The organism is Mesorhizobium sp. M0051 (assembly GCF_040323235.1).
GTDB lineage: Bacteria > Pseudomonadota > Alphaproteobacteria > Rhizobiales > Rhizobiaceae > Mesorhizobium.
This window is the reverse complement of record NZ_JAMYUT010000033.1, coordinates 1-24,603: the sequence shown is the minus strand read 5'-3', so window position 1 is coordinate 24,603 and position 24,603 is coordinate 1. Positions and strand designations below refer to the sequence as shown.

21 protein-coding genes, 3 pseudogenes and 1 riboswitch are annotated in these 24,603 nt (G+C 58.8%); of the genes and pseudogenes, 14 read left to right on the top strand and 10 right to left on the bottom strand.

Annotation, left to right across the window (positions count from 1 at the left end; all coding sequences use genetic code 11):
- Nucleotides 1–106: 106 nt before the first annotated feature.
- Entirely contained in the window at nucleotides 107–583 is a 477-nt protein-coding gene (locus NKJ90_RS27275; RefSeq protein ID WP_352487209.1) for a type II toxin-antitoxin system VapC family toxin, read from the bottom strand.
- Nucleotides 580–882: a hypothetical protein gene (locus tag NKJ90_RS27270; protein ID WP_023778360.1), complete on the bottom strand. Its 303-nt coding sequence runs from the start codon at nucleotides 880–882 to the stop codon at nucleotides 580–582. Before NKJ90_RS27270 ends, NKJ90_RS27275 begins: the two co-directional genes overlap by 4 nt.
- A gap of 432 nt (nucleotides 883–1,314) precedes the next feature.
- On the opposite strand from NKJ90_RS27270, the pseudogene NKJ90_RS27265 reads away from it, so the two are divergent.
- From NKJ90_RS27265 to NKJ90_RS27225, 9 genes and pseudogenes are all read left to right on the top strand, one after another.
- Nucleotides 1,315–1,620 (top strand): annotated as a pseudogene (locus tag NKJ90_RS27265) (recombinase family protein); the annotation flags it as partial.
- A gap of 237 nt (nucleotides 1,621–1,857) precedes the next feature.
- On the top strand, nucleotides 1,858–2,214 hold the full coding sequence (locus NKJ90_RS27260) for an ArsR/SmtB family transcription factor (RefSeq protein WP_084026290.1): 357 nt from the start codon (nucleotides 1,858–1,860) through the stop codon (nucleotides 2,212–2,214).
- A gap of 28 nt (nucleotides 2,215–2,242) precedes the next feature.
- A complete protein-coding gene (gene glyA / locus NKJ90_RS27255; protein ID WP_352487208.1) occupies nucleotides 2,243–3,580 on the top strand; it encodes a serine hydroxymethyltransferase in 1,338 nt (445 codons plus the stop codon).
- A gap of 53 nt (nucleotides 3,581–3,633) precedes the next feature.
- Nucleotides 3,634–4,809, top strand: a complete 1,176-nt coding sequence (gene metK / locus NKJ90_RS27250) for a methionine adenosyltransferase (protein WP_023693516.1) — start codon at nucleotides 3,634–3,636, stop codon at nucleotides 4,807–4,809.
- 106 nt (nucleotides 4,810–4,915) lie between these two features.
- Nucleotides 4,916–5,908 carry an adenosine kinase gene (locus tag NKJ90_RS27245; RefSeq protein ID WP_352487207.1) on the top strand — a complete coding sequence of 331 codons (993 nt, stop codon included), beginning with the start codon at nucleotides 4,916–4,918 and terminating at the stop codon, nucleotides 5,906–5,908.
- Nucleotides 5,909–6,062: 154 nt separating this feature from the next.
- On the top strand, nucleotides 6,063–6,320 hold the full coding sequence (locus tag NKJ90_RS27240) for a hypothetical protein (RefSeq protein WP_352487206.1): 258 nt from the start codon (nucleotides 6,063–6,065) through the stop codon (nucleotides 6,318–6,320).
- Between the two features lie 538 nt (nucleotides 6,321–6,858).
- The gene (locus tag NKJ90_RS27235) at nucleotides 6,859–7,713 is read left to right on the top strand and encodes a pentapeptide repeat-containing protein (RefSeq protein WP_352487204.1); all 855 of its coding nucleotides are present in this window, start codon (nucleotides 6,859–6,861) and stop codon (nucleotides 7,711–7,713) included.
- Between the two features lie 449 nt (nucleotides 7,714–8,162).
- Entirely contained in the window at nucleotides 8,163–8,573 is a 411-nt protein-coding gene (locus tag NKJ90_RS27230; protein ID WP_352487203.1) for a TIR domain-containing protein, read from the top strand.
- On the top strand, nucleotides 8,525–9,448 hold the full coding sequence (locus NKJ90_RS27225; protein WP_352487202.1) for a DUF4231 domain-containing protein: 924 nt from the start codon (nucleotides 8,525–8,527) through the stop codon (nucleotides 9,446–9,448). Before NKJ90_RS27230 ends, NKJ90_RS27225 begins: the two co-directional genes overlap by 49 nt.
- A gap of 385 nt (nucleotides 9,449–9,833) precedes the next feature.
- On the opposite strand, the gene istB is transcribed toward NKJ90_RS27225, so the two are convergent.
- Entirely contained in the window at nucleotides 9,834–10,562 is a 729-nt protein-coding gene (gene istB / locus NKJ90_RS27220) for an IS21-like element helper ATPase IstB (protein ID WP_352487201.1), read from the bottom strand.
- Nucleotides 10,495–12,061 (bottom strand): annotated as a pseudogene (gene istA / locus NKJ90_RS27215) (IS21 family transposase). Before istA ends, istB begins: the two are co-directional and overlap by 68 nt.
- Nucleotides 12,062–12,322: 261 nt before the next feature.
- A riboswitch (cobalamin riboswitch) is annotated at nucleotides 12,323–12,524 on the top strand.
- A gap of 93 nt (nucleotides 12,525–12,617) precedes the next feature.
- Here istA and metE point away from each other — a divergent pair.
- Nucleotides 12,618–14,969: a 5-methyltetrahydropteroyltriglutamate--homocysteine S-methyltransferase gene (metE, locus tag NKJ90_RS27210; RefSeq protein WP_352487199.1), complete on the top strand. Its 2,352-nt coding sequence runs from the start codon at nucleotides 12,618–12,620 to the stop codon at nucleotides 14,967–14,969.
- Nucleotides 14,970–15,413: 444 nt separating this feature from the next.
- Here metE and NKJ90_RS27205 read toward each other — a convergent pair whose 3' ends face one another.
- Together NKJ90_RS27205 and NKJ90_RS27200 are read right to left on the bottom strand one after the other, a co-directional pair.
- A complete protein-coding gene (locus NKJ90_RS27205; protein WP_352487253.1) occupies nucleotides 15,414–16,469 on the bottom strand; it encodes a cytochrome-c peroxidase in 1,056 nt (351 codons plus the stop codon).
- 220 nt (nucleotides 16,470–16,689) lie between these two features.
- Nucleotides 16,690–17,913, bottom strand: coding sequence for an IS256 family transposase (locus NKJ90_RS27200; protein ID WP_352487197.1), 1,224 nt, complete (start codon nucleotides 17,911–17,913; stop codon nucleotides 16,690–16,692).
- 845 nt (nucleotides 17,914–18,758) lie between these two features.
- Here NKJ90_RS27200 and NKJ90_RS27195 point away from each other — a divergent pair.
- Nucleotides 18,759–19,112 (top strand): hypothetical protein, encoded by a 354-nt coding sequence (locus tag NKJ90_RS27195; protein WP_023737108.1) that lies wholly within the window; start codon nucleotides 18,759–18,761, stop codon nucleotides 19,110–19,112.
- 137 nt (nucleotides 19,113–19,249) lie between these two features.
- Here NKJ90_RS27195 and NKJ90_RS27190 read toward each other — a convergent pair whose 3' ends face one another.
- Together NKJ90_RS27190 and NKJ90_RS27185 are read right to left on the bottom strand one after the other, a co-directional pair.
- Nucleotides 19,250–20,254, bottom strand: a complete 1,005-nt coding sequence (locus NKJ90_RS27190) for a glycosyltransferase family 10 domain-containing protein (protein WP_352487196.1) — start codon at nucleotides 20,252–20,254, stop codon at nucleotides 19,250–19,252.
- A 124-nt stretch (nucleotides 20,255–20,378) separates the two neighbouring features.
- Nucleotides 20,379–21,009: pseudogene (locus tag NKJ90_RS27185) on the bottom strand (transposase); the annotation flags it as partial.
- 402 nt (nucleotides 21,010–21,411) lie between these two features.
- Here NKJ90_RS27185 and NKJ90_RS27180 point away from each other — a divergent pair.
- Nucleotides 21,412–21,882: a Ros/MucR family transcriptional regulator gene (locus tag NKJ90_RS27180; RefSeq protein ID WP_352487252.1), complete on the top strand. Its 471-nt coding sequence runs from the start codon at nucleotides 21,412–21,414 to the stop codon at nucleotides 21,880–21,882.
- Between the two features lie 216 nt (nucleotides 21,883–22,098).
- Here NKJ90_RS27180 and NKJ90_RS27175 read toward each other — a convergent pair whose 3' ends face one another.
- Nucleotides 22,099–22,311 (bottom strand): cold-shock protein, encoded by a 213-nt coding sequence (locus tag NKJ90_RS27175; protein WP_352487194.1) that lies wholly within the window; start codon nucleotides 22,309–22,311, stop codon nucleotides 22,099–22,101.
- Nucleotides 22,312–22,656: 345 nt separating this feature from the next.
- On the opposite strand from NKJ90_RS27175, the gene NKJ90_RS27170 reads away from it, so the two are divergent.
- Nucleotides 22,657–22,911 (top strand): hypothetical protein, encoded by a 255-nt coding sequence (locus tag NKJ90_RS27170; RefSeq protein ID WP_352487192.1) that lies wholly within the window; start codon nucleotides 22,657–22,659, stop codon nucleotides 22,909–22,911.
- Between the two features lie 902 nt (nucleotides 22,912–23,813).
- On the opposite strand, the gene NKJ90_RS33620 is transcribed toward NKJ90_RS27170, so the two are convergent.
- Complete coding sequence (locus NKJ90_RS33620) at nucleotides 23,814–23,999, bottom strand: hypothetical protein (RefSeq protein WP_502904951.1); 186 nt, start codon at nucleotides 23,997–23,999, stop codon at nucleotides 23,814–23,816.
- A 214-nt stretch (nucleotides 24,000–24,213) separates the two neighbouring features.
- Between NKJ90_RS33620 and NKJ90_RS33615 the strand changes: the two genes are divergently transcribed.
- Entirely contained in the window at nucleotides 24,214–24,489 is a 276-nt protein-coding gene (locus NKJ90_RS33615; RefSeq protein WP_502904950.1) for a hypothetical protein, read from the top strand.
- Nucleotides 24,490–24,603: the final 114 nt, after the last annotated feature.

Below are 24,603 nucleotides of genomic sequence, written 5' to 3'. Positions count from 1 at the left end.
AAGCGGAACTGGAAGAGACGCCCCTGGCCGAACTAAGCAAGATCAATCCAGCCATCGCTAAAGGTAGGCGAACACGAGACGTTCGGACTCCGTGCCGCTAAAATCCTCAAGTTGAATCGGCCGGACCGTTGGAGCTATCATCACCCGCTTGGCTTCCAGAGCTACGGAGCGGGTTGATTATCTGAACGTCCTCGAAGTCCTTTTCATTGTCGGTCACTACGACACACTCGTGGGCTTCGGCTACAGCGGCAATGATTGTGTCTAGGGCGCTCCGCGAACAGCCTCTGGCTTTGCCGTTGGCCATCAGCCGCGCCCACACGAGGCCAGCTTTCTCGTCGAACGATAGCACGCGGCCAGCGAACAGCGCTTGCGGGCCTTCGGCGCCCTCGAACCAAGTTTCGAGGCTGCTGCGCTTTTTCCCCTTCGGCTTCTCTAGGATGCCTCTGCGAATTTCGGCGATAGTAAGCGAAGCAATGAAGAGGTCTTCGTCCTTCTGCGCGCCCATCCAGGCCAGCAACGAGCCCGAAGGCTCCGGCTTTATGACGTTGCTGATGATATTGGTATCAAGGAGGTAGCGCGTCACAGGTCGATCTTGCGCCCCTCTTCGCGCGGCCGGCTGAGGTCGAGATTGGAGCCAACCAGAGGCGAGCGACGCAACGCGGCGAGAATGCTGCCCGCTTTCGGTGGCTCACCCGCCACGGCTTGCTGTATGGTCCGACGAAGCTGTCGGGCATCCGGCCCGCTCTCCGTTAATTTTCGGGCGAGAGTTCGCAGTAGATCGCGGTCTGCGTCGAACGCCAGGATCTCGAACCGCGCGATGCCGCGCTCAGCCAGGCGAGAGCGATAATTCTCGATGGCTCTCTTCTGTGCAGTGTTGCCCATCGCGTGCCTCCGTTCTCTATCCGGATATATAGCCATGGCTTCTTCGGAGCACAAGGTGCCCCGTCATCGGCCAGCACTGGCTCCTGCGCGACGCGCGTGATCACAAAGAATTTCCATCTTGTCGAAGCACTGTGACTTGGCATCCTTGTCGCGAAACGGAGTATTTCGCGTCAGGACAGGAACGCGATCAAAGCGCGACCGAAACGTGCAACAGCCGAAAAGCTTCGTGTGGTCGCCGGCGCGGCCCGCGAATCGGCTGTGCCTGCGTTGCCGAAGCCCGATCGACGCTTCGTCAATCTGGTCCTTGCTGGCGCGACAGGCCGCACGGGATTTCGTTCAAGCCGAAACGGATAGCCAAACGCGAGACCGCGTCCCGGAGTAAGGGGCCGCCTCATGAAGGTCGCGCTTGGCGCTCGTTAGTCAACTGGCAAACACCGAGACGCCTCGATCGAGGATCAGTTGCGGCTCTGCTGCTTGCGTGCTGAAAAGCAAGGCTGGACAGTCGTCGACAGCAATACCCACCGCGCGATCTGCGGCGCGTCGCTGTTGCGTCCCGGCCTTCAGGAGCTGATCAGCGATGCGATGGAGGGCAAATTCCTGATCGTGCTCGCAGAGGCGATGGATCGCCTGACGATGACCGCTGCAAACCGGGAGCAGGCCAGGCTGGGCAAACGTTGCAACAGATCCTTCAAGGAAATTCATAGACTCTTAGCAACTCCGGCTTGCTGTGAATGGTAGGCTTATTGCAACGTCTGAGGTCAGTGGTTCCAAACCGTGGCCCCGCTTGTCTTCGACTCGCCGAACTGCCTGCAATTTCGGCTAAAGGCAAGAAGAGCGCCCATTTGTTTGTTCGACACAGGATATCGACGGTCGTCACGGCCACCGAGATTTGTCCGGTCGTTGGACAACCTTCGAAATCTGCAGCTTCTGTGGAGAACGCGAAATGAGAAATTCGGTAGGACTTGGTCCTGAGCCATGATGACACTGGTTAGTCGCCTACGCATGGCAGCGCATCCAGACCGCCTTCGAATCCTGGGCCTTTGTGCGCATGCGGACCTAACTGTCTGCGAGCTAGCGGAGATTCTGGGCGTGTGTCGAGAGCGGGTTGCGCGACACGTCCGGCTGCTCGCCAGAGCCGACTTTCTTTGCTGCAACGAACAGCCTCCGTGGCGCTCGTACCATCTCAACGCAGGATCCAACGACGGCGGGCTGGTTCAATTATTGGTCGATCTCCTGCCCCATCGCGACGGCTATCACAAACAGGACCTGCAGCGGCTCGAAGCGGTACGAGACACGCGGCCGAAGGGGACCGCGTGCTTGATCGTGAAATAGGTCAATCCAATTGGAGCGCGAAGCTACCATGGACAACTCCGCAGACGGTGCGATCGCACAGCCCGACACCCACGGGCGGTCTTCCTTGGCCGCGGTTGATTGCCGCGTTCACGAGCTGCTTCTGAGACAGGAGCGGCAGGAGCGGACGACCCTCAAGCTCATCGCCTCAGAGAACTTTGCGTCCTCGGCCGTGCTGGAAGCGAACGGCTCGATTTTCACGAACAAGTACGCCGAGGGGTACCCCGGTGCGCGCTACTACGCTGGAAACGAGATCGTTGATGAGCTTGAGAATCTAGCCATTGAGCGCCTGAAAACACTATTTGGCAGCGAGCATGCCAACGTCCAGCCTTATTCCGGCTCGCCGGCCAACCAGGCTGTCTATCGTGCGCTTTTGAGTCCCGGTGACAAAGTCATGGGCTTGCCCCTTCCGGAAGGGGGCCATCTGACTCATGGTTGGGCCATCAACTTTTCCGGAACTGACTATCAACGCGTGCCCTATGGACTAGATGAAAAGACACAGCAGATTGACTATGACCGTTTGCGCGAGACAGCCAAGCGGGAACGGCCGCGGCTCATTTGGGTCGGCGGAACTGCTTACCCGCGTGTCTTTGACTACGCGGCAATGGCAGAAATCGCCCTGGAAGCGAACTCCTATCTCGTAGCCGACATTGCGCACATCAGCGGCCTGATTGCCGCGGGAGCGCACCCGAATCCCGTGGGCCATTGCGACGTGGTCAGCAGCACGTCCCACAAGTCGATCCGCGGTCCCCGCGGTGGCTTCATTTTGTCAAGGAACGAAGATCGCTATCAGGCCCTGTATCATACAAAGAGCAAATACAATCTCGCCAGACGAATAGACCGGGCGGTCTTCCCTCACCTGCAAGGCGGGCCCCACATGAATGCCATCGCTGCGCTAGCGGTTGCCTTGCACGAAGCCGCGAGCCCGTCCTTCCGAAGCTACGGCCAACAGACGGTCAAGAATGCCAAGGCTCTGGCACATGCACTGCTCGAGCGAGGCTATGACCTGGTGACCGGGGGGACGGACAATCACATGCTGATCCTTGATCTTCGCGATCGGCCACTATCGGGCAAGGCCTATGCCGAGCGACTAGCAAAGGCAGGAATCATTACAAACTTTAATATGGTGCCTGGCGACCCGCGGGATCCGGCGGTCACAAGCGGAATTCGCCTGGGGGCGCCAGCAGTGACGTCAATGGGCATGCGCAATGTGGAAATGGTGCAAATTGCTGGCTTCATTGACTCCGTCCTCCAGCGGCCAGACGACGAAGATCTCCATGCCTGCGTGCGAAGAGACGTTGCCGACTTGTGCGCTGCGTTCGAGGTCCCGGGCATCTCCGACAAGTAAGGTGGGCCAAGCAAAATGCCCATACCACATCCAACACCCGAAGCGAGGTATTCATGGCTAGGCAGTTCGTGTTCTCTTCCGAATCGGTTGGCGCGGGGCACCCGGATAAGTTGGCCGACAACATCTCGGATGCCATCCTCGATGCCATCCTCCGCACAGATCCCAAGGCGCGCGTCGCCTGTGAAGCGTTGGTAAAATCAGGGATAGTCGTTCTGGCTGGCGAGATTACCAGCGATGCGCAGGTGGATTACAGCCAAGTTGCGCGCGATACGATTCTCGACATCGGGTACGACGACGAGGCCGTCGGCTTTGACGGCCGGCGTTGCTCCGTCGTTCATGCACTCACCGAGCAGTCGCCCGACATCAGCCAAGGCGTTGACGAGGGAAGAGGGCAAGACCTCCAGCAGGGAGCGGGAGATCAGGGCCTCATGTTCGGCTACGCATGCCGCGAAACCGATACCCTGATGCCTTTGCCGATCCAGCTCGCTCATCGCTTGACGAAACGGCAGGCGTATGTCCGGAAGGCACAACAGCTTGGCTGGTTGCGTCCTGACATGAAATCCCAAGTCTCAGTGCGGTATGAGGGGTTGCGCCCGGTCGCCCTGGATACCATCGTCGTGTCGACGCAACATGACGAGCAGGTCTCGCAAGAGACTGTCCGCGAGGGCGTCATTGAGGAAATCATAAAGCCTGTCCTGCCGACCCACCTGGAGACGGAAGGCATCAGAATTCTGGTCAACCCGACGGGGCGGTTCGTAGTCGGCGGGCCGCGCGGCGACTGCGGTCTCACTGGACGCAAGATCATCGTCGATTCCTATGGCGGGATGGGTCGTCATGGCGGCGGCGCCTTCTCGGGCAAGGACCCGTCCAAGGTTGACCGCTCAGCTGCCTATGCGGCCCGCTATGTCGCAAAGAACATCGTCGCTAGCGGACTTGCAGACGTGTGCGAAGTGCAGCTTGCTTACGCAATCGGCGTGGCCAGTCCGGTTTCCGTCATGGTCAACACGTTCGGGACAGCCAGGGTTGAGGAAAGCAGGATCGAGCGCCTCATTCTTGAGTTGTTCGATCTCAGACCGAAAGGCATTATCAAGATGCTTGATCTCTTACGCCCTATATACCGCAATACAGCGACCTATGGCCATTTCGGCCGTGAAGAGCCTGATTTCACCTGGGAGAAGACAGACAGGGCGGACGAATTGCGTCGCGAGGCAGGTCTCGCCGCCCCGTGAAGCCGCCGGCGAACGGATTGGCAAGCGGAAAGCCCATTCCCACCGGGCAGAGCCGCGCCTGGCAGGCGTGGCGAGAAGCCGACTCGGGTTTTTGGCGGAGACATTGATGCCGAAATATGACGTGCTTTGCATCGGCAATGCCATTGTCGACATCATCGCCCAGTGCGACGAGGAATTCCTCGAAACCAACGGCATCATCAAGGGCGCGATGAACCTCATCGACACAAAGCGCGCCGAACTGCTCTACAGCCGCATGGGCCCGGCGATCGAAGCCTCCGGCGGCAGCGCCGGCAATACGGCGGCCGGCGTTGCCAGCTTCGGCGGCCGCGCCGCTTTCTTCGGCAAGGTCTCGAACGATACGCTGGGCGAAATCTACGCTCACGACATCCATGCGCAGGGCGTCGCCTTCGACACCAGGCCGCTCAAGGGCGAGCCGCCGACGGCGCGCTCGATGATCTTCGTCACCCCCGACGGCGAGCGTTCGATGAACACCTATCTCGGCGCCTGCGTCGAGCTTGGGCCGGAGGATATCGAGGCCGACAAGGCGTCTGGCGCCAAGGTCACCTATTTCGAAGGCTATCTGTGGGACCCGCCGCGCGCCAAGGAAGCGATCCGGCAGACAGCCAAGCTCGCGCACGAGGCCGGACGCGAAGTCTCCATGACACTGTCGGATTCGTTCTGCGTCGACCGCTACCGCGACGAGTTCCTCGACCTGATGCGCTCGGGCACGGTCGACATCGTCTTTGCCAACAGCCACGAGATCAAGTCGCTCTACCAGACCTCGTCCTTCGACGAGGCGCTGGCCCGGATCCGCAAGGATTGCCGGATCGCCGCCGTGACCCGCTCGGAAAAAGGCTCGGTTATCGTGCGCGGCGACGAGACCGTGGTCATCAAGGCGACCGCCATCAAGGAACTGGTCGACACGACGGGCGCCGGCGATCTCTATGCCGCCGGTTTCCTGCATGGCTACACGCAAGGCCGCGACCTGCGGACCTGCGGCGATCTTGGGTCACTGGCGGCCGGATTGGTAATCCAGCAGATCGGCCCCAGGCCGCGGCAGAATCTGCGCCGAGAGGCCGAGCAGGCGGGGTTGCTGTAGATGCGCGGGCAACTAACCAGCTGCCCTTCTGACGCGATCATCGCAGTGGCGGAACTGTGTCAAAGCTCGCTGATAGCGATAGCCATTCGCTTCGGAGAACTGACGATGCTGCTGCCGTGAAGCTCGCTGGAAGGCGGTGCAAGGCGGGCTCGCCTTGACGGCATTCACCGTAATCGAGATCGCCACCGGCATTTTCCAGAAGCTCAGCTTGGGGAAGGCCAGTAACGTTCCTGAGGTAACGGAGAACTCGCGGCGTCCGTCGGAGCACTTGACTTGCGATCACGTCCCACGATGCCGAATGCGGGCAGACTGGTTCGCCATTGGTCTGGACCAGCGGAATTGGCAGCAGGGCTTCATCTTCGTCAATCTCGACGAGGCGCCGGATGTGAAACCCGGCATTCGCGGATATTAGGAAGTGCTCGCCTAGCTGGTATTTCACACATCCGCATCGCGGTCTGGCTTCCACGATTTTGGGATCGTCGAGGGCAACGAGGAAGGGATTGCGACAAAAACGATCCCTGACGGGCGGAAAGGGACTACCCCGCCCTCTCGGAAACGCACCGCCGTGTTCTAAGCTATTGATGTTATTGCGCCGGTCTTGTTGTCGAAGGTACCAAAAGGTACGAAATGAAGCAACGGCATCATCTGCGGATTATAACTCGACCAGATGGTTGTCGCCGATGGCGGAGACCCGGTGGAGTGCGGCCCGTCAAGGTTCCTTTTAGTGTCCCCCGATTATATGGGTGCCAAGATACCGACCCTGTGACTATCCTGGCGTATTGTTGATCGATATGGTGTCTGGGGCACGACGACGGGGTTAAGCTGTGAGTTGGTGGGACCGACAGAAGTTCCGTTGGCGACTGCGCCGCAACAAGTGGAGGCGCAGATGGATTTCGTTCCGAAATGCAATTGGGCCATATGCGCCTCCTATCGGTATCGCGGTCGCATGGGTGGCACTGCTTCTGTGCCTGCGTCCTATCGGGGGCTCCGTCGGTGACATCGAACAAGGGGTCTACGTCGAAGCTTGGGGAACGCTATTCGACATCATCTTTGTCGTCCTGCTGATCGGCTGGTTTGAGCTTCGGCGCGAACGAAAGCAGCACATAGAGCGCTACAGCGAGGAGATAGACGACTACAAACGCTGGGACACTGAAGAGGCACGTGTGCGAATTGCTGGAAATCTGCGGCGGCTCTCCAAGCTGGGAGTGACCGCCTTTGATCTGCGCGGGATAACCCTTCGTGACTTCTCGTTTTTCCAGAACAGAATCACGAAGTTGCGCGGCACGGTGTTCAATACGAATTCGATCAGCGGACTAGCAAACTTCGGAACCGTACTCGACAATGTAGACTTCTCTGCAACTGATTGCGTTGGAGTGGTTTTCTCAAAAGGCATGCTGGGTGGCACCTTATTCGGGATAAAGGGTACCAACTTGCGATTTCTTCAAACAAATCTCGTTAACGCGACTTTCGACGGCGCTACGCTTGAATGGACGGACTTCAAGCCGAATGAGGATGATTGGTTTGAGGTGATAGATGACGATCCGCAGAACCGGGCCCAGGTGTACGCTCCGCCATTCGAAGATGCCGAGCTAGCAGGTGCAAGCTTCCGCAACGCCAATTTACTAAATGCCGATTTCAGATATGCCAAGGGTCTCGAATTTGTGAATTTTAGCGGGACCAAAGGGCTTGAGACCTGTTTTTTCGATGAAGGTGTGCGTGAGAAACTGAACACGCTAGTGCATGTCGTGGTTGATAGTACCCCGCCGGTAGTTGTTACGGCCGTCCCGAAAGAATCCAAGGGCTAACCCGTTCTTCAAGTCGCTGCAGAGGGTCGAGTGGCGGGAACTAAGTTGATTTTGTAAACCGCAGTTAAGGGCGACACCGTCACTCCGCACGCGCAATGATACCCCTGATCCCTATCGAGTGATTCCGGCATACGTCAACAGCCCGGCAATTCCCGCGCCGTAATACCGAGATGCGGCACCGTAGGCTGTCAACAAAAAGTCCCCAGTGTTGACCACGTCCTTCATGGTTCCGGTTTTTTCGTAGAACGTCTTTAGGAGCGCTCGAACCATTTTCAAAACCGCCTCGGCGTCAGGTGCGGCTGCTAGGGATCGATTTCCACCGCAAAAGATACTTCAGGGGGCAAGAAAAGGCCAGGAGCATTGACCGCTGCGCGGCACGTGCTAAACGGGACTTATGCGGCTATTTGACCGATACCTAATATTTCTTGCGCTTTTCAAAGGATGCTGTCGTGCCATATCTACACAACCATCGGCTCTTTATCAGCCACGCGTGGAGCTACAGTGAGCGGTACGAACGTGCGGTAAGGTTTTTGAACGATGCGTCGAACTTCGAGTGGACAAATTACTCCGTTCCCGTGGACGACGTGTTCCCACGTATGAGCAAAGCCGAACTCGCCGAAGCGATGAGGCGCCAAATCCGACCCGTGCAGTGCGTGGTGATTGTCTCCGGGATGTATGTTAACCACAGTGACTGGATTCAGTTCGAGATGGAGTTTGCAAGGTCCCTCGGCAAGCCGATTTTAGGAATCAAACGGTGGGGGGAGCAGAGAACGCCGCAGTCCGTAATTGACTATGCTGATGAGATGGTCGCTTGGAATTCGGCCTCCATTGTCGCAGCAATTCGTCGTCTTGTACCTTGACAATAAAGTTCGATTACCCTGCGCTATATCGTGCTGCGAGCCAGCTCTCCGCTGGCTCGCAAAGTGAGTTCCTATGGCTCATTCGAGCTGAGTACACATTGCTCCTGGTCGCGGCAATCCTTTCTCTCGACTTGAGTCAAACACCCCTTTACTTTGCTGGATACGCCTTTGTTTTCTTGATTTCGCTGGGAGTTTTAATCACTCGCAGTTTAAAGAAGCCTGAGCAAGACTGGTACAAAGGCCGAGCACTTGCAGAGTCCATTAAGACCTCATGCTGGCGCTACTGCATGCGGGCGGAACCGTTCGGCGATGCCGACAAAGTTGCGGTTCGAAGGGCGGAGTTCCGAAATTATTTGCTCGCGATCCTTGATGCCAACCACCATATTGGAAGTCGAATCCCGCCAGACGAAGCCGCCAACGACCAGATTACGGTCTCGATGGAGGCGACGCGTGCTCTGTCGCTGGATGATCGAAAATCGTACTACGATACCCATCGGATTCGTGAGCAACGCTCTTGGTATGCAGTTAAGGCGAGCAAAAACAAAAAAGCGAGTCGAGCTTGGATGTTCGCTGGTATAACTGCATACGTCATTGCCATCGGACTTGTTTTGCTACGGATAGCCAACCCTGTCCTGGCGATTTGGCCTATAGAGCCGTTAATCGTCTTAGCTTCGAGTATGGTGGGTTGGACCCAAGTAAAAAAATTCAACGAGCTTTCGTCTTCATACACTTTAACGGCCCACGAGATTGGGATCATACAGGGACGCGTTATGGAAGTCGCATCAGAGGCTGCTTTCTCGGACTTTGTGAACGAAGCCGAACAAGCCTTTTCGAGAGAACATACGCATTGGGTAGCCCGTCAACAGACACAGTGATTCCTTGCCTGCTGCCTTCGAATTGTGGATTCGTCGAGAGGGCAGAATCCAACGAACCGGCTTAGGCAAGAGACGCCAATGACTCGTGACGCCTACCGCACCGCGAAATCGGTTGGGCTCATCCCGCACACCTTCCGCAGCCTCGGTGTTGGCTCGGTAGTGTGCTGAGAGTTCTGCAAATTCGCTGAGAGGGGGCGGTCATGGCAGGCTGGTGATTGTTCACGTCACCTGATTGTCAAATGGCTTCCAAAACTGACCCCGGATCGGCGTCCAATTTTGACCCCCCTTATGTAATACGCGGCGGTCAGCGTTCGCCCGGGCGGAGCTGGTCAGGGTTGCGCAGCCTGGGCGAGCGCGGATGGACTGGTCGAGGTGGTTGGGCTGATCAGGCGCGGTTCTTGAAGCGCCAGGACTCGTTTCCGGTCTCGATGATCTCGCAATGATGCGTGAGACGGTCGAGGAGCGCTGTCGTCATCTTGGCGTCGCCGAAGACGGCGGGCCATTCTCCGAATGCCAGGTTGGTGGTGACGATGATCGAGGTCCGCTCGTAGAGCCGGCTGATCAGATGGAAGAGCAATTGCCCACCGGCCTGGGCGAACGGGAGATAGCCGAGTTCATCGAGCACGACGAAGTCGAGCCGGGTGAGGTAATCGGCAATACGGCCCTGCTTGCCGCCGCGGTGCTCGGTCTCGAGCCGGTTGACGAGATCGACGACGTTGAAGAAGCGGCCACGTGAGCCGTTGCGGATCAGGGCGCGGGCAATGGCGATTGCCAGATGCGACTTGCCGGTTCCGGTGCCGCCGATGAGCACGGCGTTGCGCTGGTCGGCGACGAAGGTGCCGTTGGCAAGGTCCCGGACCAGGACTTCGTTGATCGGCGTGCCGTCGAAGTCGAACTCATCGATGTCCTTGGCGATCGGCAGCTTGGCGACAGTGAGCTGGTATTTGATGGAGCGGGCCTGCTTCTCGGCGATCTCGGCCGACAGCAGATCGCCGACGATCCTCGGCGGCTCGTGCTGGCGCTTGATGCCTGTCGCCATGACCTCGTCATAGGCGCCCCGCATCCCGTAGAGCTTCAGCGTCCCCATTAGTTCCAGAACCTGCGTGCGTTCCATCAGCTTGCCCTCCTGAGGCTGTCGTAGCGGGCGCAGTCGGCCTGCGGCTCATGCTGCAGGCGAAGCGCGTCCGGGGTGAGGATGGTGATGGCCGGCGCGGGGTCGCGCCGCCGCGCCAGAATGTTGATGATGACGGCACAGGAGCAGACGTTCTGATCGAGCGCCTCCTGGCAGGCGGCTTCCACGGCATCGATGCCGTCGGTCAACACCGCCGCCAGGATCGACACCATCTGCCGATCGCCGTTATGCGCCGCCTTCAATTTGCGTCGGATACGCTCCATCGCCGAGGGCAGAACCCAGCCCTGGAAGGGCGCACCGTTGCGCAGTGCACCGGGCTTGCGGGCAAGGACCGGCATGTAATGCCAGGGATCGTAGATCGTGTCGCCGCGCCCGAAGGAGCGGGCATGTTCGGCGACGACCACGCCGTCCTGGCGGATGACGATCCTGCCGGCATAGGCATGGATCTCGACCGGGCGGCCGACGGCGGTCGACAGCACCGAGTATTTGTTGTTGTCGAAGCGCACCGTGCATGTCTTCGACACCGAGGCCGGCACCGTATGGAATCCGTCGAAGGGACCGCGGTATTCAACCAGCTTGCCACGCTCCTCCTCGAACACGTTCCAGATCGTTCGTTCCGGTTGCTCGACGTGACGATGCGCCTTGGCGTAGGCGACGCACTTGTCATGCAGCCAGGCGTTCAGCTCCTCATAGGTCTTGAAGCGCAGCCTGGGCGTGAAGAAGCGCTCGCGCACCAGCCCGACCTGGTTCTCGACCTGACCCTTCTCCCAGCCCGATGCCGGCGTGCAGGCGACCGGCTGCACCAGATAATGGCTGCACATCTGCAGGAAGCGGCGATTGTATTGCCGGTCCTTGCCAACGAAGATCGTTTCCACCGCCGTCTTCATGTTGTCGTAGATGCCGCGCGTGCAGGCGCCCCCGAAGAAGGCGAAGGCCCGGTCGTGGGCGTCGAACACCATCTCCTGCGTCTCGCGCGGATAGGCCCTGACGAACATCATGCGGCTGTGGCAGAGCCGGAAATGGGCGACCTTCACGGTCACTGTCACGCCGTTGATCAGGACGATCTCGTGGCTCCAGTCGAACTGGTAGGCCTCGCCCGGCGCGAAGAACAGCGGCACATAGGCGTCCGCCGTCGCCGACCCCTGCGCCTTCGCCCAGCTCTTCGCGTATCGGCGGACGGCGTCATAGCCTCCCTCGTAGCCGAGGCTGCAAAGCTCTTCGTAAATCCGGATCAGTGTCAGTTGCTCGCGCGCCGCCTTGCCACGGTTGCCATTCAAAAACCCGTCAAGCTGATCCTGCCACGGACCGATCTTCGGCATCGGCTGCCGCTCGCGTTCGTAGGAGAACGATGTCTCGTCGGATCTGAGAATCTTGCGGACGGTGTTCCGCGACACATGCAGTTCGCGGCAAATCCGCTTGAGCGACCATCCCTGCACATGGAAGGCGCGCCGAACTCGGGCAATCGTATCCACCGACTTCATCCCCACACCATCCGCTCGCTACGACGAGCTGATGGTCGCAAATCAAAGCATCAGGGGGGTCAAAATTGGACGCCGATTCCCCGGCTTATGGGGTCAATTTTGCACGCCAATTCACAGACAATGGGGCAGCGGTGCAGCGCCGGCAAATGGACGACTCCATGTTTCACAATGTTAGATAAGCGTTAGATAAGCGTAAAAGCGCCAGGACATAACCACATAAACATTTCGTTATGCGCCATTGACAAGAGAAGGGATTGCTGTGATTGTCTGGCGTGTCGTGGTTCTCGCGTGCGGCGCTGCCGCAGCGGAGCTAAGAGGGAAGCCGGTGCGATGCCGGCGCTGCCCCCGCAACTGTTAGCGGCGAGCCAACCCCACTCATGTCACTGAGGCGAATACCCTCGGGAAGACGGGTAGAGGCTATGACCCCGCGAGCCAGGAGACCTGCCACGACGAATCACGTCCACGGGCGGGGTGTCTCGGTGGCCGCTGCAATCCGGCGTGCCGGGCCTGCTAGCGCCTTCCTTGTCACCGACGCCCCCAACCATCGGGGTATGACATGACTGTCTCTCAGCAAATTCCTGTAGCAACGCTCGGCGTGCCGCGCTTCGGTCGTCGGCGAGAACTGAAATTCGCGCTTGAAAGCTACTGGTCCGGAACATCGTCCGCTGGCGACCTTCTCACGACGTCGAAGGCGCTCCGTGCCGCTAGCTGGGAAGAGCAGCGCGATCGCGGCGTGTCGAAAATCCCGTCGAACGACTTCTCGCTTTACGACCATGTGCTCGACACCGCAGCCATGGTCGGGGCCGTTCCATCCCGTTACGGCTGGAATAGCGGCGAGGTCCCACTTGACATCTACTTCGCAATGGCGCGCGGCAACCAGGGTCAGACGGAGGATTGTGGACACGCTGGTCACCAGGAGGAGGCTCATGGACCTGGTGTAACCGCGATGGAAATGACCAAGTGGTTTGACACCAACTACCACTACATTGTGCCGGAACTGGATGATGATCAGACGTTCGCCCTCTCGTCATCGAAGCCGGTCGATTACTTCCTCGAGGCCAAAGCTCTCGGCATTCACACACGCCCAGTCATCCTTGGACCCATCACCTTCCTCAAGCTGGCGAAATCGCCTGCCGAGGGGTTCGGTCCCATCGCGCTCCTACCGCGGCTGCTGCCCGTTTACGAGCAAGTCCTGCAGAGGCTGAAGCTGTCGGGAGCCGACTGGGTGCAGATCGATGAGCCAGCGCTTGTCCTCGATCTGAACCCGAACGAACGAGCTGCGTTCGAATTCGCCTATGGCCAGCTGTCGAAAGCCGCGCCCGAGCTGAAGATCATGCTGGCTACGTATTTCGGGTCGCTGGGAGACAATCTCGAAACCGCGGTTTCTCTGCCCTTGGCCGGGCTGCATATTGATCTCGTGCGCGCTCCCGAGCAGCTGGAAACGGTGGGTCGGCTCGCTCCGAAGGATCTGGTGCTCTCGCTTGGCTTGATCGATGGCCGCAACGTCTGGCGTGCGAACCTGCCCGCCATTCTCGACCGCATCAAACCGATCGTCGCCGGCTGGCCCTTGGACCGCGTCGAGATCGCGCCTTCTTGCTCGATGCTGCATGTGCCGATTGATCTGCGCATGGAGACGGAACTCGACGCAGACATCAGCTCGTGGCTCGCCTTCGCGGCCCAGAAGACCGACGAGCTGGTCTTGCTGGCCCGGGCCCTGTCCCAAGGCAGGGATGCGGTGGCAGGCGCGTTGAAAGCGTCTGCCGAGGCTGCCGCCACGCGCGTGACATCCACGAGGATCCATGACCCGCTTGTTCAGGGGCGGATCGCTAGCATTGAGGACAGCGCGAAGCGACGAGAGAGCGCTTTTGGCGAGCGCTCCAGAGTCCAAGCCGGCTCACTCGGGCTGCCGCCGTTCCCGACGACGACCATCGGGTCCTTCCCGCAGACGCCGCAGGTACGCAAGGCGCGGGCCGCTCATGCGAAGGGCCAGCTGAGCTATGTCGACTATGAGACGTTCCTGAAGAAGGAGATCGAGGCTGCAATTCGCTGGCAGGAAGAGATCGGGCTGGACGTGCTGGTGCACGGTGAGTTCGAGCGAAACGACATGGTACAGCATTTCGGCGAGCAGTTGTCCGGCTTCGCGTTCACCCAGCATGCCTGGGTACAAAGCTATGGGTCGCGCTACGTGCGTCCCCCCATCATTTTCGGCGACGTATCGAGGCGCAATCCGATGACAGTGCGCTGGTGGCAATTCGCCCAGTCGCTTACGGAAAAGCCCGTGAAGGGAATGCTCACAGGCCCAGTCACCATTCTCAACTGGTCTTTTGTTCGCGACGACGTACCCCGCTCCGAAGCCTGCCGCCAGATCGCGCTCGCCATCCGCGACGAAGTGACGGATCTCGAAAGGTCCGGCGCAAGGATGGTCCAGATCGATGAGGCCGCCTTTCGCGAAGGATTGCCACTGCGCCAATCTGACTGGAAAGTCTATCTCGACTGGGCTGTCGAATGTTTCCGGATCGCTTCAACGGGTGTAAAGGACGCGACTCAAATTCATACCCACATGTGCTATTCGGAGTTCAACGAGATCATTCACGCGATCGCTGGAATGGATGCGGATGTCATTTCGATTGAGACGTCGCGCTCGAAGATGGAACTGTTGGACGCCTTCACGAGCTCCAAATATCCGAACGAAATCGGTCCCGGCGTCTATGATATTCACTCACCACGCGTCCCGGAAGCCGGCGAGATTTCGGACTTAGTCATGCTTGCCCGCGAGCGACTGTCCGACGGCCAACTGTGGATAAACCCGGACTGTGGCCTCAAAACACGCAAATGGGAGGAAGTCCGCCCTGCCCTCATTAACATGGTCGCTGCAGCACGCGCGCTCCGGCAGAAAGTGCAGGCGTGAGGCTTCTCTTCCTCACCGTGTGGGGAGTTGCCGACTGGCGGATGTCGGCCGGGAATATGCCAAACCGATCACACTCTTGGAAATAAGCCACTCGGCGAAAATGTGCAATTTTCCTTCGGCACGTGTCCTCATCCCGCAGAAATATGAATGTGACACTACGCTATAGTATTGGTCCTTGGGAACATACAGGCCCCGCGCCTCGAACAAATCGTACACACGTCGTTTCTCAAAGTAGACTGCTTGGCATGTTCGCTCAGGCGGCGACAATATATGGTGCTGCGCGTCTGTCCGCTTCCCCAGCTGATTCGCGCAGACTACGGGCGAGGTGGCAGGTTTCGGGTATTGCTAGCCTCCCGCCAATTCGGAGATGGATGTGGCAATTCGTGTGGCCCAAGTAAAAGCCGCAATCATTTTCGATTGCGACGTCCGCAGCCAGTTGGCCCTTTATTTTCCTGAGATCTGCGTTACAGGCCGGGGCGTTGTCGCCGTTTCGGAGGGTAAGATGGGATAGGCGACCTCGGGTGCCTCTCCGGTCAGCGAGTTGAGGAAGGCAACAAGCAGGTCAACTTCTTCGTCCGCCAGTACTACGCCAAGCTGGGTGGTCCCCATGATGGCGACGGCCTGTTTCAGATCCCAAACCTTGCCCGAATGAAAGTATGGCGCGGTGAGTGCAACGTTGCGCAGCGGCGCCACGCGGAAAACATAGTAGTCATCGGCTGCATTGGTGACCGCAAATCGGCCCTTGTCTTTGTCCGGCAGGACCTCGGCGCTGGGCTGTTCCACGAGGCCGAATGGGAAATAGGCTTGCCCACCAACGTTGATGCCGGCATGGCAGGACGAGCAGCCTTTGTCCATGAAAAGCGCCAGGCCCTGTTTCTGTTCGGAAGTCATGGCAAGCTCATCACCATTCAGGAAGCTGTCGAACGGGGCCGGTGTGACCAGTGTCGCCTCGAAGGCTTCGATCGCCTTGGCGAAGTTGTCGAAGGTGACCCGATCGGCTTCAGCCGGAAAAGCTGCATCGAACCACTCGACATATTGCGGCATGGACTTGAGCGTGGCGATGACTTGGTCCGGTGTATTGGCCATTTCGATGCCAGCTTGGACCGGTCCCTTCGCCTGAGCCTTCAGGTCTGCGGCACGACCATCCCAGAACTGAGCGATGTTGAAGACAGCGTTCAGTACAGTCGGCGCGTTGCGCTGTCCCTTCTGCCAACCATGGCCGATCGAGGTTTCGTGATTGTCGTCGCCGCCCGTGGCCAGGTTGTGGCACGAGTTGCACGACAAAACGCCTGACGCCGAGACGCGTGGATCGAAGAACAGTGCCTTGCCGAGAGCGATCTTTTCCGGGGTGTTCGGGTTGTTGGCGACTGTCGGCGTGGTGGATGGCAAAGCCCTGAAGGTGGCCAATGCCGTATCTCTGAGGTCGGTGGGGATCGAATCCGCAGCAAAGGCGGTGGGTGCCAGCAAGGTGACAGCCATCGTTCTGAATAGGATTTTCATAAATGGTCTTCCTGCGTCGTGCACGCAGCCACTATGCGATCTGCGGCTCATGAACGCCCTGAGCTAGATCAGTTGAGGGAGAGGATCGGGGTCTGGCACCTGTTTTCGCGGCTGAGCTGGGACCCTCTTGGAAGTGATCGCTCTTCTCGATTGGACTTCAGGGAGGAGGAGTATCCCTGGGGACTGTCAGGAATTTCGTGTGCGGGCGGGCGGTTGAACATCACGCCGCCATGGCTTTGATGAAGCGCTCACCGAAGATGACGGCGAACTGCGCCTTGGCCATGGCCCATTCACGTGGCGGCATTTTCCACTCTTTCTCAGATCGGTTCAAGATCAAATAGAGTAGCTTGGTTGCGGCATCGTCGCTTGGGAAATGCCCCCTGGCCCGGACGGCGCGCCTGAGCTTGGAGTTCAGAGCCTCGATCGCGTTGGTGGTGTAGACGATCCTGCGAACCTCGTCTGGGAAAGCGAAGAACGGGATGACCTCGGCCCAGGCGCGCCGCCAGCTCTGACCTATGGCGGGATAACGCTGCCCCCAATGGCCGGCCTCGAACGTCATCAGCGCCTCTTCGGCGGTCTTGGCGTCGATGGCGCGGTAAATATCCTTGAGCGCCGTCGCCAGCCCCCTGCGGTCCTTCCAAGACACGAAGTCCATGCTGTTCCTGAGCAGATGCACGATGCAGGTCTGGACGACCGTTTGCGGGAACACGGCGGTAATGGCGTCGGGGAAGCCTTTGAGGCCATCGACGACAGCCAACAGAATATCCTCGACGCCGCGGTTCTTGAGCTCGTTCATCACCCGCAGCCAGAACTTGGCACCCTCGTTCTGCTCAAGCCACAGGCCCAGCACCTCCTTGGCGCCATCGGCGCGCACGCCAAGCGCGATGTGGATCGCCTTGTTGCGGACCATGCCTTCGTCGCGGATCTTGACCCGGATCGCATCGAAGAAGATGAGCGGGTAAACCGGATCGAGCGGCCGCTGTTGCCAGGCGACGACTTCATCCAGCACCGCGTCGGTCACCGTTGAGATCAGCTCCGGCGAGACGTCGATGCCGTAAAGTTCGTGCAAGTGTCCGGTGATCTCGCGGGTGCTCATGCCGCGCGCATACATCGACACGATCTTGTCGTCGAAGCCTGGAAAGCGGCGCTGATATTTGGCGATCAGTTGAGGGTCGAAGCTCGAGTGGCGGTCGCGCGGCACGTCGATCGCCAGCTTGCCGGTCTCGGTCATCACCGTCTTGCGGCCGTAGCCGTTGCGCGTATTGCCGGCGCTCTCATCGCCGGCCAGGTGATGATCCATCTCCGCGTTCAAGGCGCGCTCGGTCAGCGCTTTCTTCAGTGAATCGAGCAAACCGCCCTGATCAAAAGCGGCGCTGGCCGCGCCACCAGCCAGCAACTGATCGAGAAGCTCATTCGGTATCGCAGGGTCTTTGCGTCGCGACATAGTGGGACTCCTTCTTACCCATTATGCCCGCCCGCACACGAAATTCCTGACAGTCCCTATCCCTGCTCGACAACCGTTTGTATGCATCAAAGCACGCCCTGGCGGCGGCTTCGTAGATTCGGTCACTGCGATCTTCCCGCCATCGTTGAGAAAGTCGAGAGCACCCGCAAGACTGGCAATCTCTTGCACGATGTGCGCTGCAGGCCTTGCGAAAAGTGAGCTTCTGAAACCTCAGGGGTTCATTCGTTCCTCCTGACCTGCTGATTGCGTGAATCGGCCTTATCGACACCCGCGGACTGCACATTGTGATGTCACCAGCGATGGCGGTCTCAATACCTAAGCAGCGACGGTCTATGCGACAGTATGGATGTCCTGTCGGAATAGCCGGTTCGCCTTATCGACGTCACACCGGCATATAGCTCCGCTTCTACGAACATCCCATCACGCGAGGAAAGACATGGCCAACACGCGCAGTATCGCCAATCTAGCCCTTGTGTCGGCGCGGCGCTTGAGCAGGTCCACCGGCTGTAAGTGCCTCACACCTTGATCCACAGATCCTAGGCGATGACCACGTTGTCGTCATAATTTGACGGGCGCGGGGCATTGGCCCATAAGCGAGCCACCGCAATCTGTGCGGTTGCCAATGCGTAATGAAGTGAATTGGAATGAATCTCCGGTTTGCGAAACACGCACGTCCGACGCAGCTTGCGTTGACAGAGGCGGTTTTACGCGCAATAGCACTTCCGCCGGCCTGTTTTTGTGGAGTTCAATTGTGGTTCGGCCAAGGGAGCTGGGCGCCGGACCGGCCCCGTGTAAACCTCATCAAAGAGAGAGAGAGACCCTGCATGGAAGAATTCTTACCGCGCATCGCCACTGGTGCCGGCATCGGCCCGGCTCTCGCAGAGAAGGGCGTTGGGTTAATGCTGGGTTTCCTGCAAAGCCACGCGGCCGACGGTCCCGTTGCGCGCATGATCGAGGCCATTCCGGGAGCTTCGGAATTAGTAGCGAAGTATCATGGCGACGACCCAGAGGGTGGCGGCCTTATGGGGCTCGGCCAGCAATTGATGAGTGAGGGTCTCAGCATGGCAAAGATCGCCGGCCTCGCCAACGAGACGATCGCCTGCGCCAAGGAACATGCCGGCGACGAACTCGTGGACGAGGTCCTCAATTCCGTTCCTGGCCTTCCCCAGTTCGTCTGATCAGCGGCAGCCGGGGGCGCATGACCTCGTGCGCCCGTGCCGGCCCGTCTGCGCAGCAGGCATTCTCCGCCGAGCGTTCCGTACCGATCTCGCCAGACCACCGACCGCCGGGCACGCGAAGCGAGCGTTGGAGTACTTCATTCGTCGATTCCAAAATCGACCTCAGGCGAATCGATGTGTATAATTTCCGGCGGTAAGGGTTTATCCTGAACGCTTTCGATGAAGCTCGCGAGATAAGCAAACGTATTGTATTTCTCGAGGACCAACCGCTTCGCCTCTCTTATTGCGCCGCGACGTTCCTTCCAGAGGTCCGAGTTGATGATTTCTTGAATTTTTGGGATTACGTTCTTGTCCTCTGGGTCAATCAGAACCATAGAGTCCGAAGGGAAGAACCTCGTGATTGCAGGGCTGCCGTAATAGATCGGCATTGTTTCAGCAACGAAGCAGTCCATAAGCTTCTCTGTAAAATAGTAATCAGCACGAGTATTCTCGAACGCTATACTGTAACGGTAAGGTGCGAGTGCGTTCCATTTATCTCCAATCAGCCGAAAACCTCGGCCGAACAGGTCAAAATCGAGCTCCTTTCTCAGCCGTTCCAGAAACGCCAGCCGATATCGATGTCCTTTAAGCAGGGCGATGTCACTGGTAATCCATGAGAGCCGAAGCGGCTTATCCACGACTTCGCTGACCAGAAGTTGGTCATATGTCTTGTTTACAGACCAAGACCGAGTGATAGGTGGAGACAAAACGAATCGGCGCGCTGCATTCTGCCGAGCAGCCAGCTCTGCGTCACACGTCAGGACGATAGTATTTTTCCCCTGCCCTTCATGAAACGCGCGATGAGCTTTCGTCGGCGGTTCGCCGATAGCAAAAATTGTCCTGTTTGGGCTCGCCTCGATATCAACAGGGAGCCCAAAAAGAGAAGCAGAGTTAAAGACGATATGCCAATCGGGCACGAAGGATGTCGTGCGAACAAAAGCGACATTGTTCCAGATTCCACTGCCCTTCGGAGTGAGATGGTGGATTGCATCATCCAAAACGCCCCAAGAATCTAGACATGTAGCAACAATGGGCGCCGGGCGTTCCGTCAACAATTTGGCCGACAAAGAAGTTTCACTCCCTTCACTCGTGAAGGTACTCAATCGCCATTCCGGATTGCGGTAACATTGGGCAGCATAAACCTTCCGGGACCCGCTGTCGAGGCAATTGTCGCTTTGCACTTGACCAGGTTCTTCCTCGCTTTGTGTGGTGATCAGGCCGGCTGAGTGGCAGCATGCGTGCCCTAATGAGTTCGCAGCCCGCTCTGCCCAATGGTACGTTTAATCGTCTTGAGGCGGTTGATCAGCCCTTCCGCCTGGCCGTTGCTCCACGGTAGTTCAATGGCATCGCGAACGGCGTCAGCGTCACGGCGTAGGACCCGACCGAAACGCGTGATGGCGACGGACCCGGAGTTGACGCCACGTCGATCGAAGTGTCGAGCTCGCCCAATTCACAGGCCCCGCAAAATGCCGCGGAAGCGCATGGCAAGCCTGCGCATAGTGGCAAACTCATGTGATCCCTGCTTCAGGACGTCGACCTTTGTGGCCTGGTTGATCATCAGCACATCCCGAGGCTTCGTGCAGAGGGCCGGGGCGACTACCGGCGAGATCACACGGCCGGTCGCGGGATTCGTATGGGACAGCGTCGCTGGCTGGTTGACGCGTATGATTGAAGCAGGCGACGCACTGTCCTTGCCCGGCCTCTCGGCGCGGCGCCAGCTTGCGAGAAGCCGCTCCAGATTCGAGAAGCTGCCTGTGTCGCCGCGCTGTTCGATATCGTGGAACAGGTGTCGTCCGCAGCGATTGCCGTCTCTCGAGGACCGGCTAAGAAACGCCTCGAAATACATTGATGTCCTTGGTTACTAGCGGCGGTTCCCAGCCCCTTGGAAGAGCGGCTCACCGGGCGATGAACTTACATTTGGCCATTGCCAATGAACGTCCATCGTCCCTGACGCCCACCAGCAAGCGATCACGATCCCTCGATTTCACAGTCCAAAGAAGTAAAGCGGGACAAAAATAGCGCGCTTAGCCTCGACTACTAGCAACTTCGACGCAAAGTTGCAGCCGGGACGCGCCACGCCCCTCGGCAGGTTCGCCAACAACGAGTGGCTCAGCGTCCCGACGGGAAATATGGCGCATCGATGTCGCTACTGGACGAGCATTGGCAATTAGCGCTGTCGAGACCTTTGTTGCTTTCAGCGGCGACCGCCACTATGAAGCGACGCTTCGCCGACTGTGTTTCACGCCACCTGGAGAGTTTCATGACAGAAGAAGCCGAAAAAAACATCGACACCCTCATCGAGCTCACGGCCGATGTCGTCTCAGCCTATGTCTCCAACAATCCGATCCCGGTGGGGGATCTCCCTGCCCTCATCGGCCAAGTGCATGCGGCTCTGAAAGGGACGGCCGGAGGTGTCTCTGCAGAAGAGCCGGTTGCCCTTACGCCTGCAGTCCCGATAAGGAAATCGGTGACACCGGACTACATCATTTCCCTTGAGGACGGGAAGAAATTCAAATCGCTAAAGCGCCATCTGTCGACCCACTATGGGCTGACGCCGGATGGATATCGGGCCAAATGGGGCCTGCCGGCGGATTATCCCATGGTTGCGCCGAACTACGCCGCGGCGCGCTCGTCATTGGCCAAGACGATGGGGCTCGGCCGCAAACCGAAGGCGACGGAAGCGCCGGAGCCTGCGCCGACGAAGCGAACCCGCAAGAAGGTCGCGGCTTGATTTTGGCAATCGAGATTCGTTCTGGAGCGTTGCAGCCATCGGCTTAATCTACGTTATATAAAAGGCGGGGCCAACCCCGCCTTCCTTTCAAACAACTTTGTTTCATGAGGAATTCGCGACGCCTGCAGCAATCTGCTGCCCTCAGTTTTTGCTCGCTCCTATCGAGCGGCCGTGAGGACCTACGTGCCTGCTCTTGCCAGGACGCAGGAGAAAATTTCAACCAGCTTTGCTGAGGCCGCCAGCGGAGGATTTGCCAGTGCGGCGATCCTGCTCGATCTCATAGTTGATCTTCTGGCCGTCAGCGAGGGTCGAGAGGCCCGCGCGTTCGACAGCGGAAATGTGGACGAAAACATCCGGACCGCCATTGTCGGGCTGGATAAATCCAAACCCCTTGGTGCTGTTGAACCACTTTACCGTTCCAGTCGGCATATACGTGTTCCTCTCTAACAATTGCAACGTGGGCAGGCCATTAGGCCTGCCCGACTCATAGCCGAGAGTTGGGCGCAGCAAAAAGCGAAAAATTGTTAAGCCCCGATCAGCTGGCGCACTCCATTGTGGGCGTAGCCGCCAGCAAGCACTGTCCTACACTACCGCTCGAGCGTGGCCGGAAGCGCCCAATTTCTTCCAACGCTCCTCAGCGCCACGTCGATGGCTCGTGTTTGGAGGCACGGGACGTAAGGCCGACCGCTGCTCGTGCCGCAGGTCAAAGGCCGGGTAGTTCACGGAACTGCCTTCGAGCATAACGGCTTGGCAAGCGCATGAAGGAGTTTCGATTTGGATTGTTTCAAGAGGGTCGAGCGGTTGATCGATGCGACCAGCGTGGAAGCGATCGATAGCGCGCGCGTTTTGCTGGACCAGTTCAAGGGCAAGTCAGAAACAATCGCCCAGGCGATTGACGACTTCCTGCTTGATTTCATGACCTTGCTGTTTGTGGCAGAAGCCACCCGCGAGCAGTTCCACAATCCGGCGAGGCGGTTAGCGCGCATCAGATTGAGAAAGGTCAGGCTGTTACTCACGCGATGCTCTTGACCTAAGCGACCACTCCGCCAGGCATGCATTTGCAGCCGAGCGCACCAGGCGGTATTTTACGCACATGAAATCAGTCGCGACCGCTAAATTCTGCTGTTTGGTTCCCAGGGACGACGGCAAGCGCGGACAGCTTCCGTGCTGCTGTCCTGCAGCGGCAAATGTGCTGCATGCCCCCATCCAAGGCGAGCTCGACGTTTGTTTCTTACGTTGACCAAGGTCCCGCGAAAACACTCCCCTTCCCGCAGCAACTCATCACGTTCAACGGCCTCGCGGCAGGCCATCACGCCAGAAGAGAGCAACGGCATGGTTTTTCCGCCCAGTCCTACGACCTCGTTTTTCAGCGCCTCGCGAATGTCGCCACCCGCCGTTTTTTTTCAGGTCCGTCTTCGCGCGCGAGCTGGCTCCGCGCCCACTTAGCTACGCTGCTCACGCCTCTGCCCTTCAGCACCGCCCGGTCTGACTGTCGAGGACATCGGTCCGCTGCAACGACAACATTTCAATTCTGACCGTCGGTGCAGCGGCCTTCGAAGCGCATCCTGTACCCCTCCCCGGCAGCGCGCCTGACCGTCTTCCGAAGGAAGAAGATATTCTCAGCCGTGCTCGCGTCGCCTTCAGCCCTGTTTAATCGCCCACAATGTCGGATGCGCAACATGGCAGAGCCCGATTTGTCAACAGCCTCCAATGGTTTTCTGATCTGGCACGGTGCATGCTTGGTCGTCCGCAAGACGTAGCGGACCAAGGAAAATCCCTCCAATGGCCACCTCCCCAAGAACACCGCCGCAGGTCTCCTGGGTCCATCCGAAGGTGAGGCTCGAGTGAGCCCTGGGCCCATGATTCATCTGGCTCGGCGCTGCCCGCTGATCCTCCCACGGGGAGGCGAAGACGCAGCGCGTTCATCAAAATTAGGAACAAATCACTTTTGCGTCGAACCCCTTTGCCTTGCCAAACGCAGCCATCGATCGCCCCCCTAGCTGCGCAAGGCGTTCACTGCCACCGCCCTGGCTCTGGGGACGACCGCTCCGGCTCTGGCCGCCACCGACGGCGGCAAGATCGCGGATTTCCTGCTCGGCAATGGCATGGGTCGACATCCCCGATCACCGCGCGCCAATCGTCACTCATATGGTCTGGTACAAGGTCGGCAGCGCCGACGAGCACCCGGCAAATCCGCACTTGCCCATTTCCTCGAGCGTCTGATCTTCAAAGCGACCACCAACCGCGCCGACAGCGAGTTCACCGAGCCGTCTAAGTGAGTGGCGGCTACAATAACGCCCTCACCGCCTATGACTCGTTTTGGGCGAGATGATGGGCTTCGAGGCCGATCGCATGTTCAACCTCATCCTCAACGAGGATGATATCAAGACCGAGCGAAATGTGATCCTGGAGGAGCGCCGTTGGCGCAGAGAGACGAACCCGCAGGTCTGCTGGACGAGGAGGTCAACACGACATTGCGGCCAAATCAGCCCTACCGCATTCCGGTCAAACGGCTGGATGCGGGAGATGGAAAAGCTGAACGGCACCGACGCATTCACGATCTACAACAAATATTGCCGACCGAACGACGCGGTGGCCGGCACGTAGAACCAAGCGCTGGCCGCGAAGACCTTTGGCAGGGTTGTGGGGGGGGGGGGGGGGGGCCGCCCCCCCCCCCCGCCGCCACGCCGGCGGCGCGGCGCGGCGGGGAGGCTGGTGAAT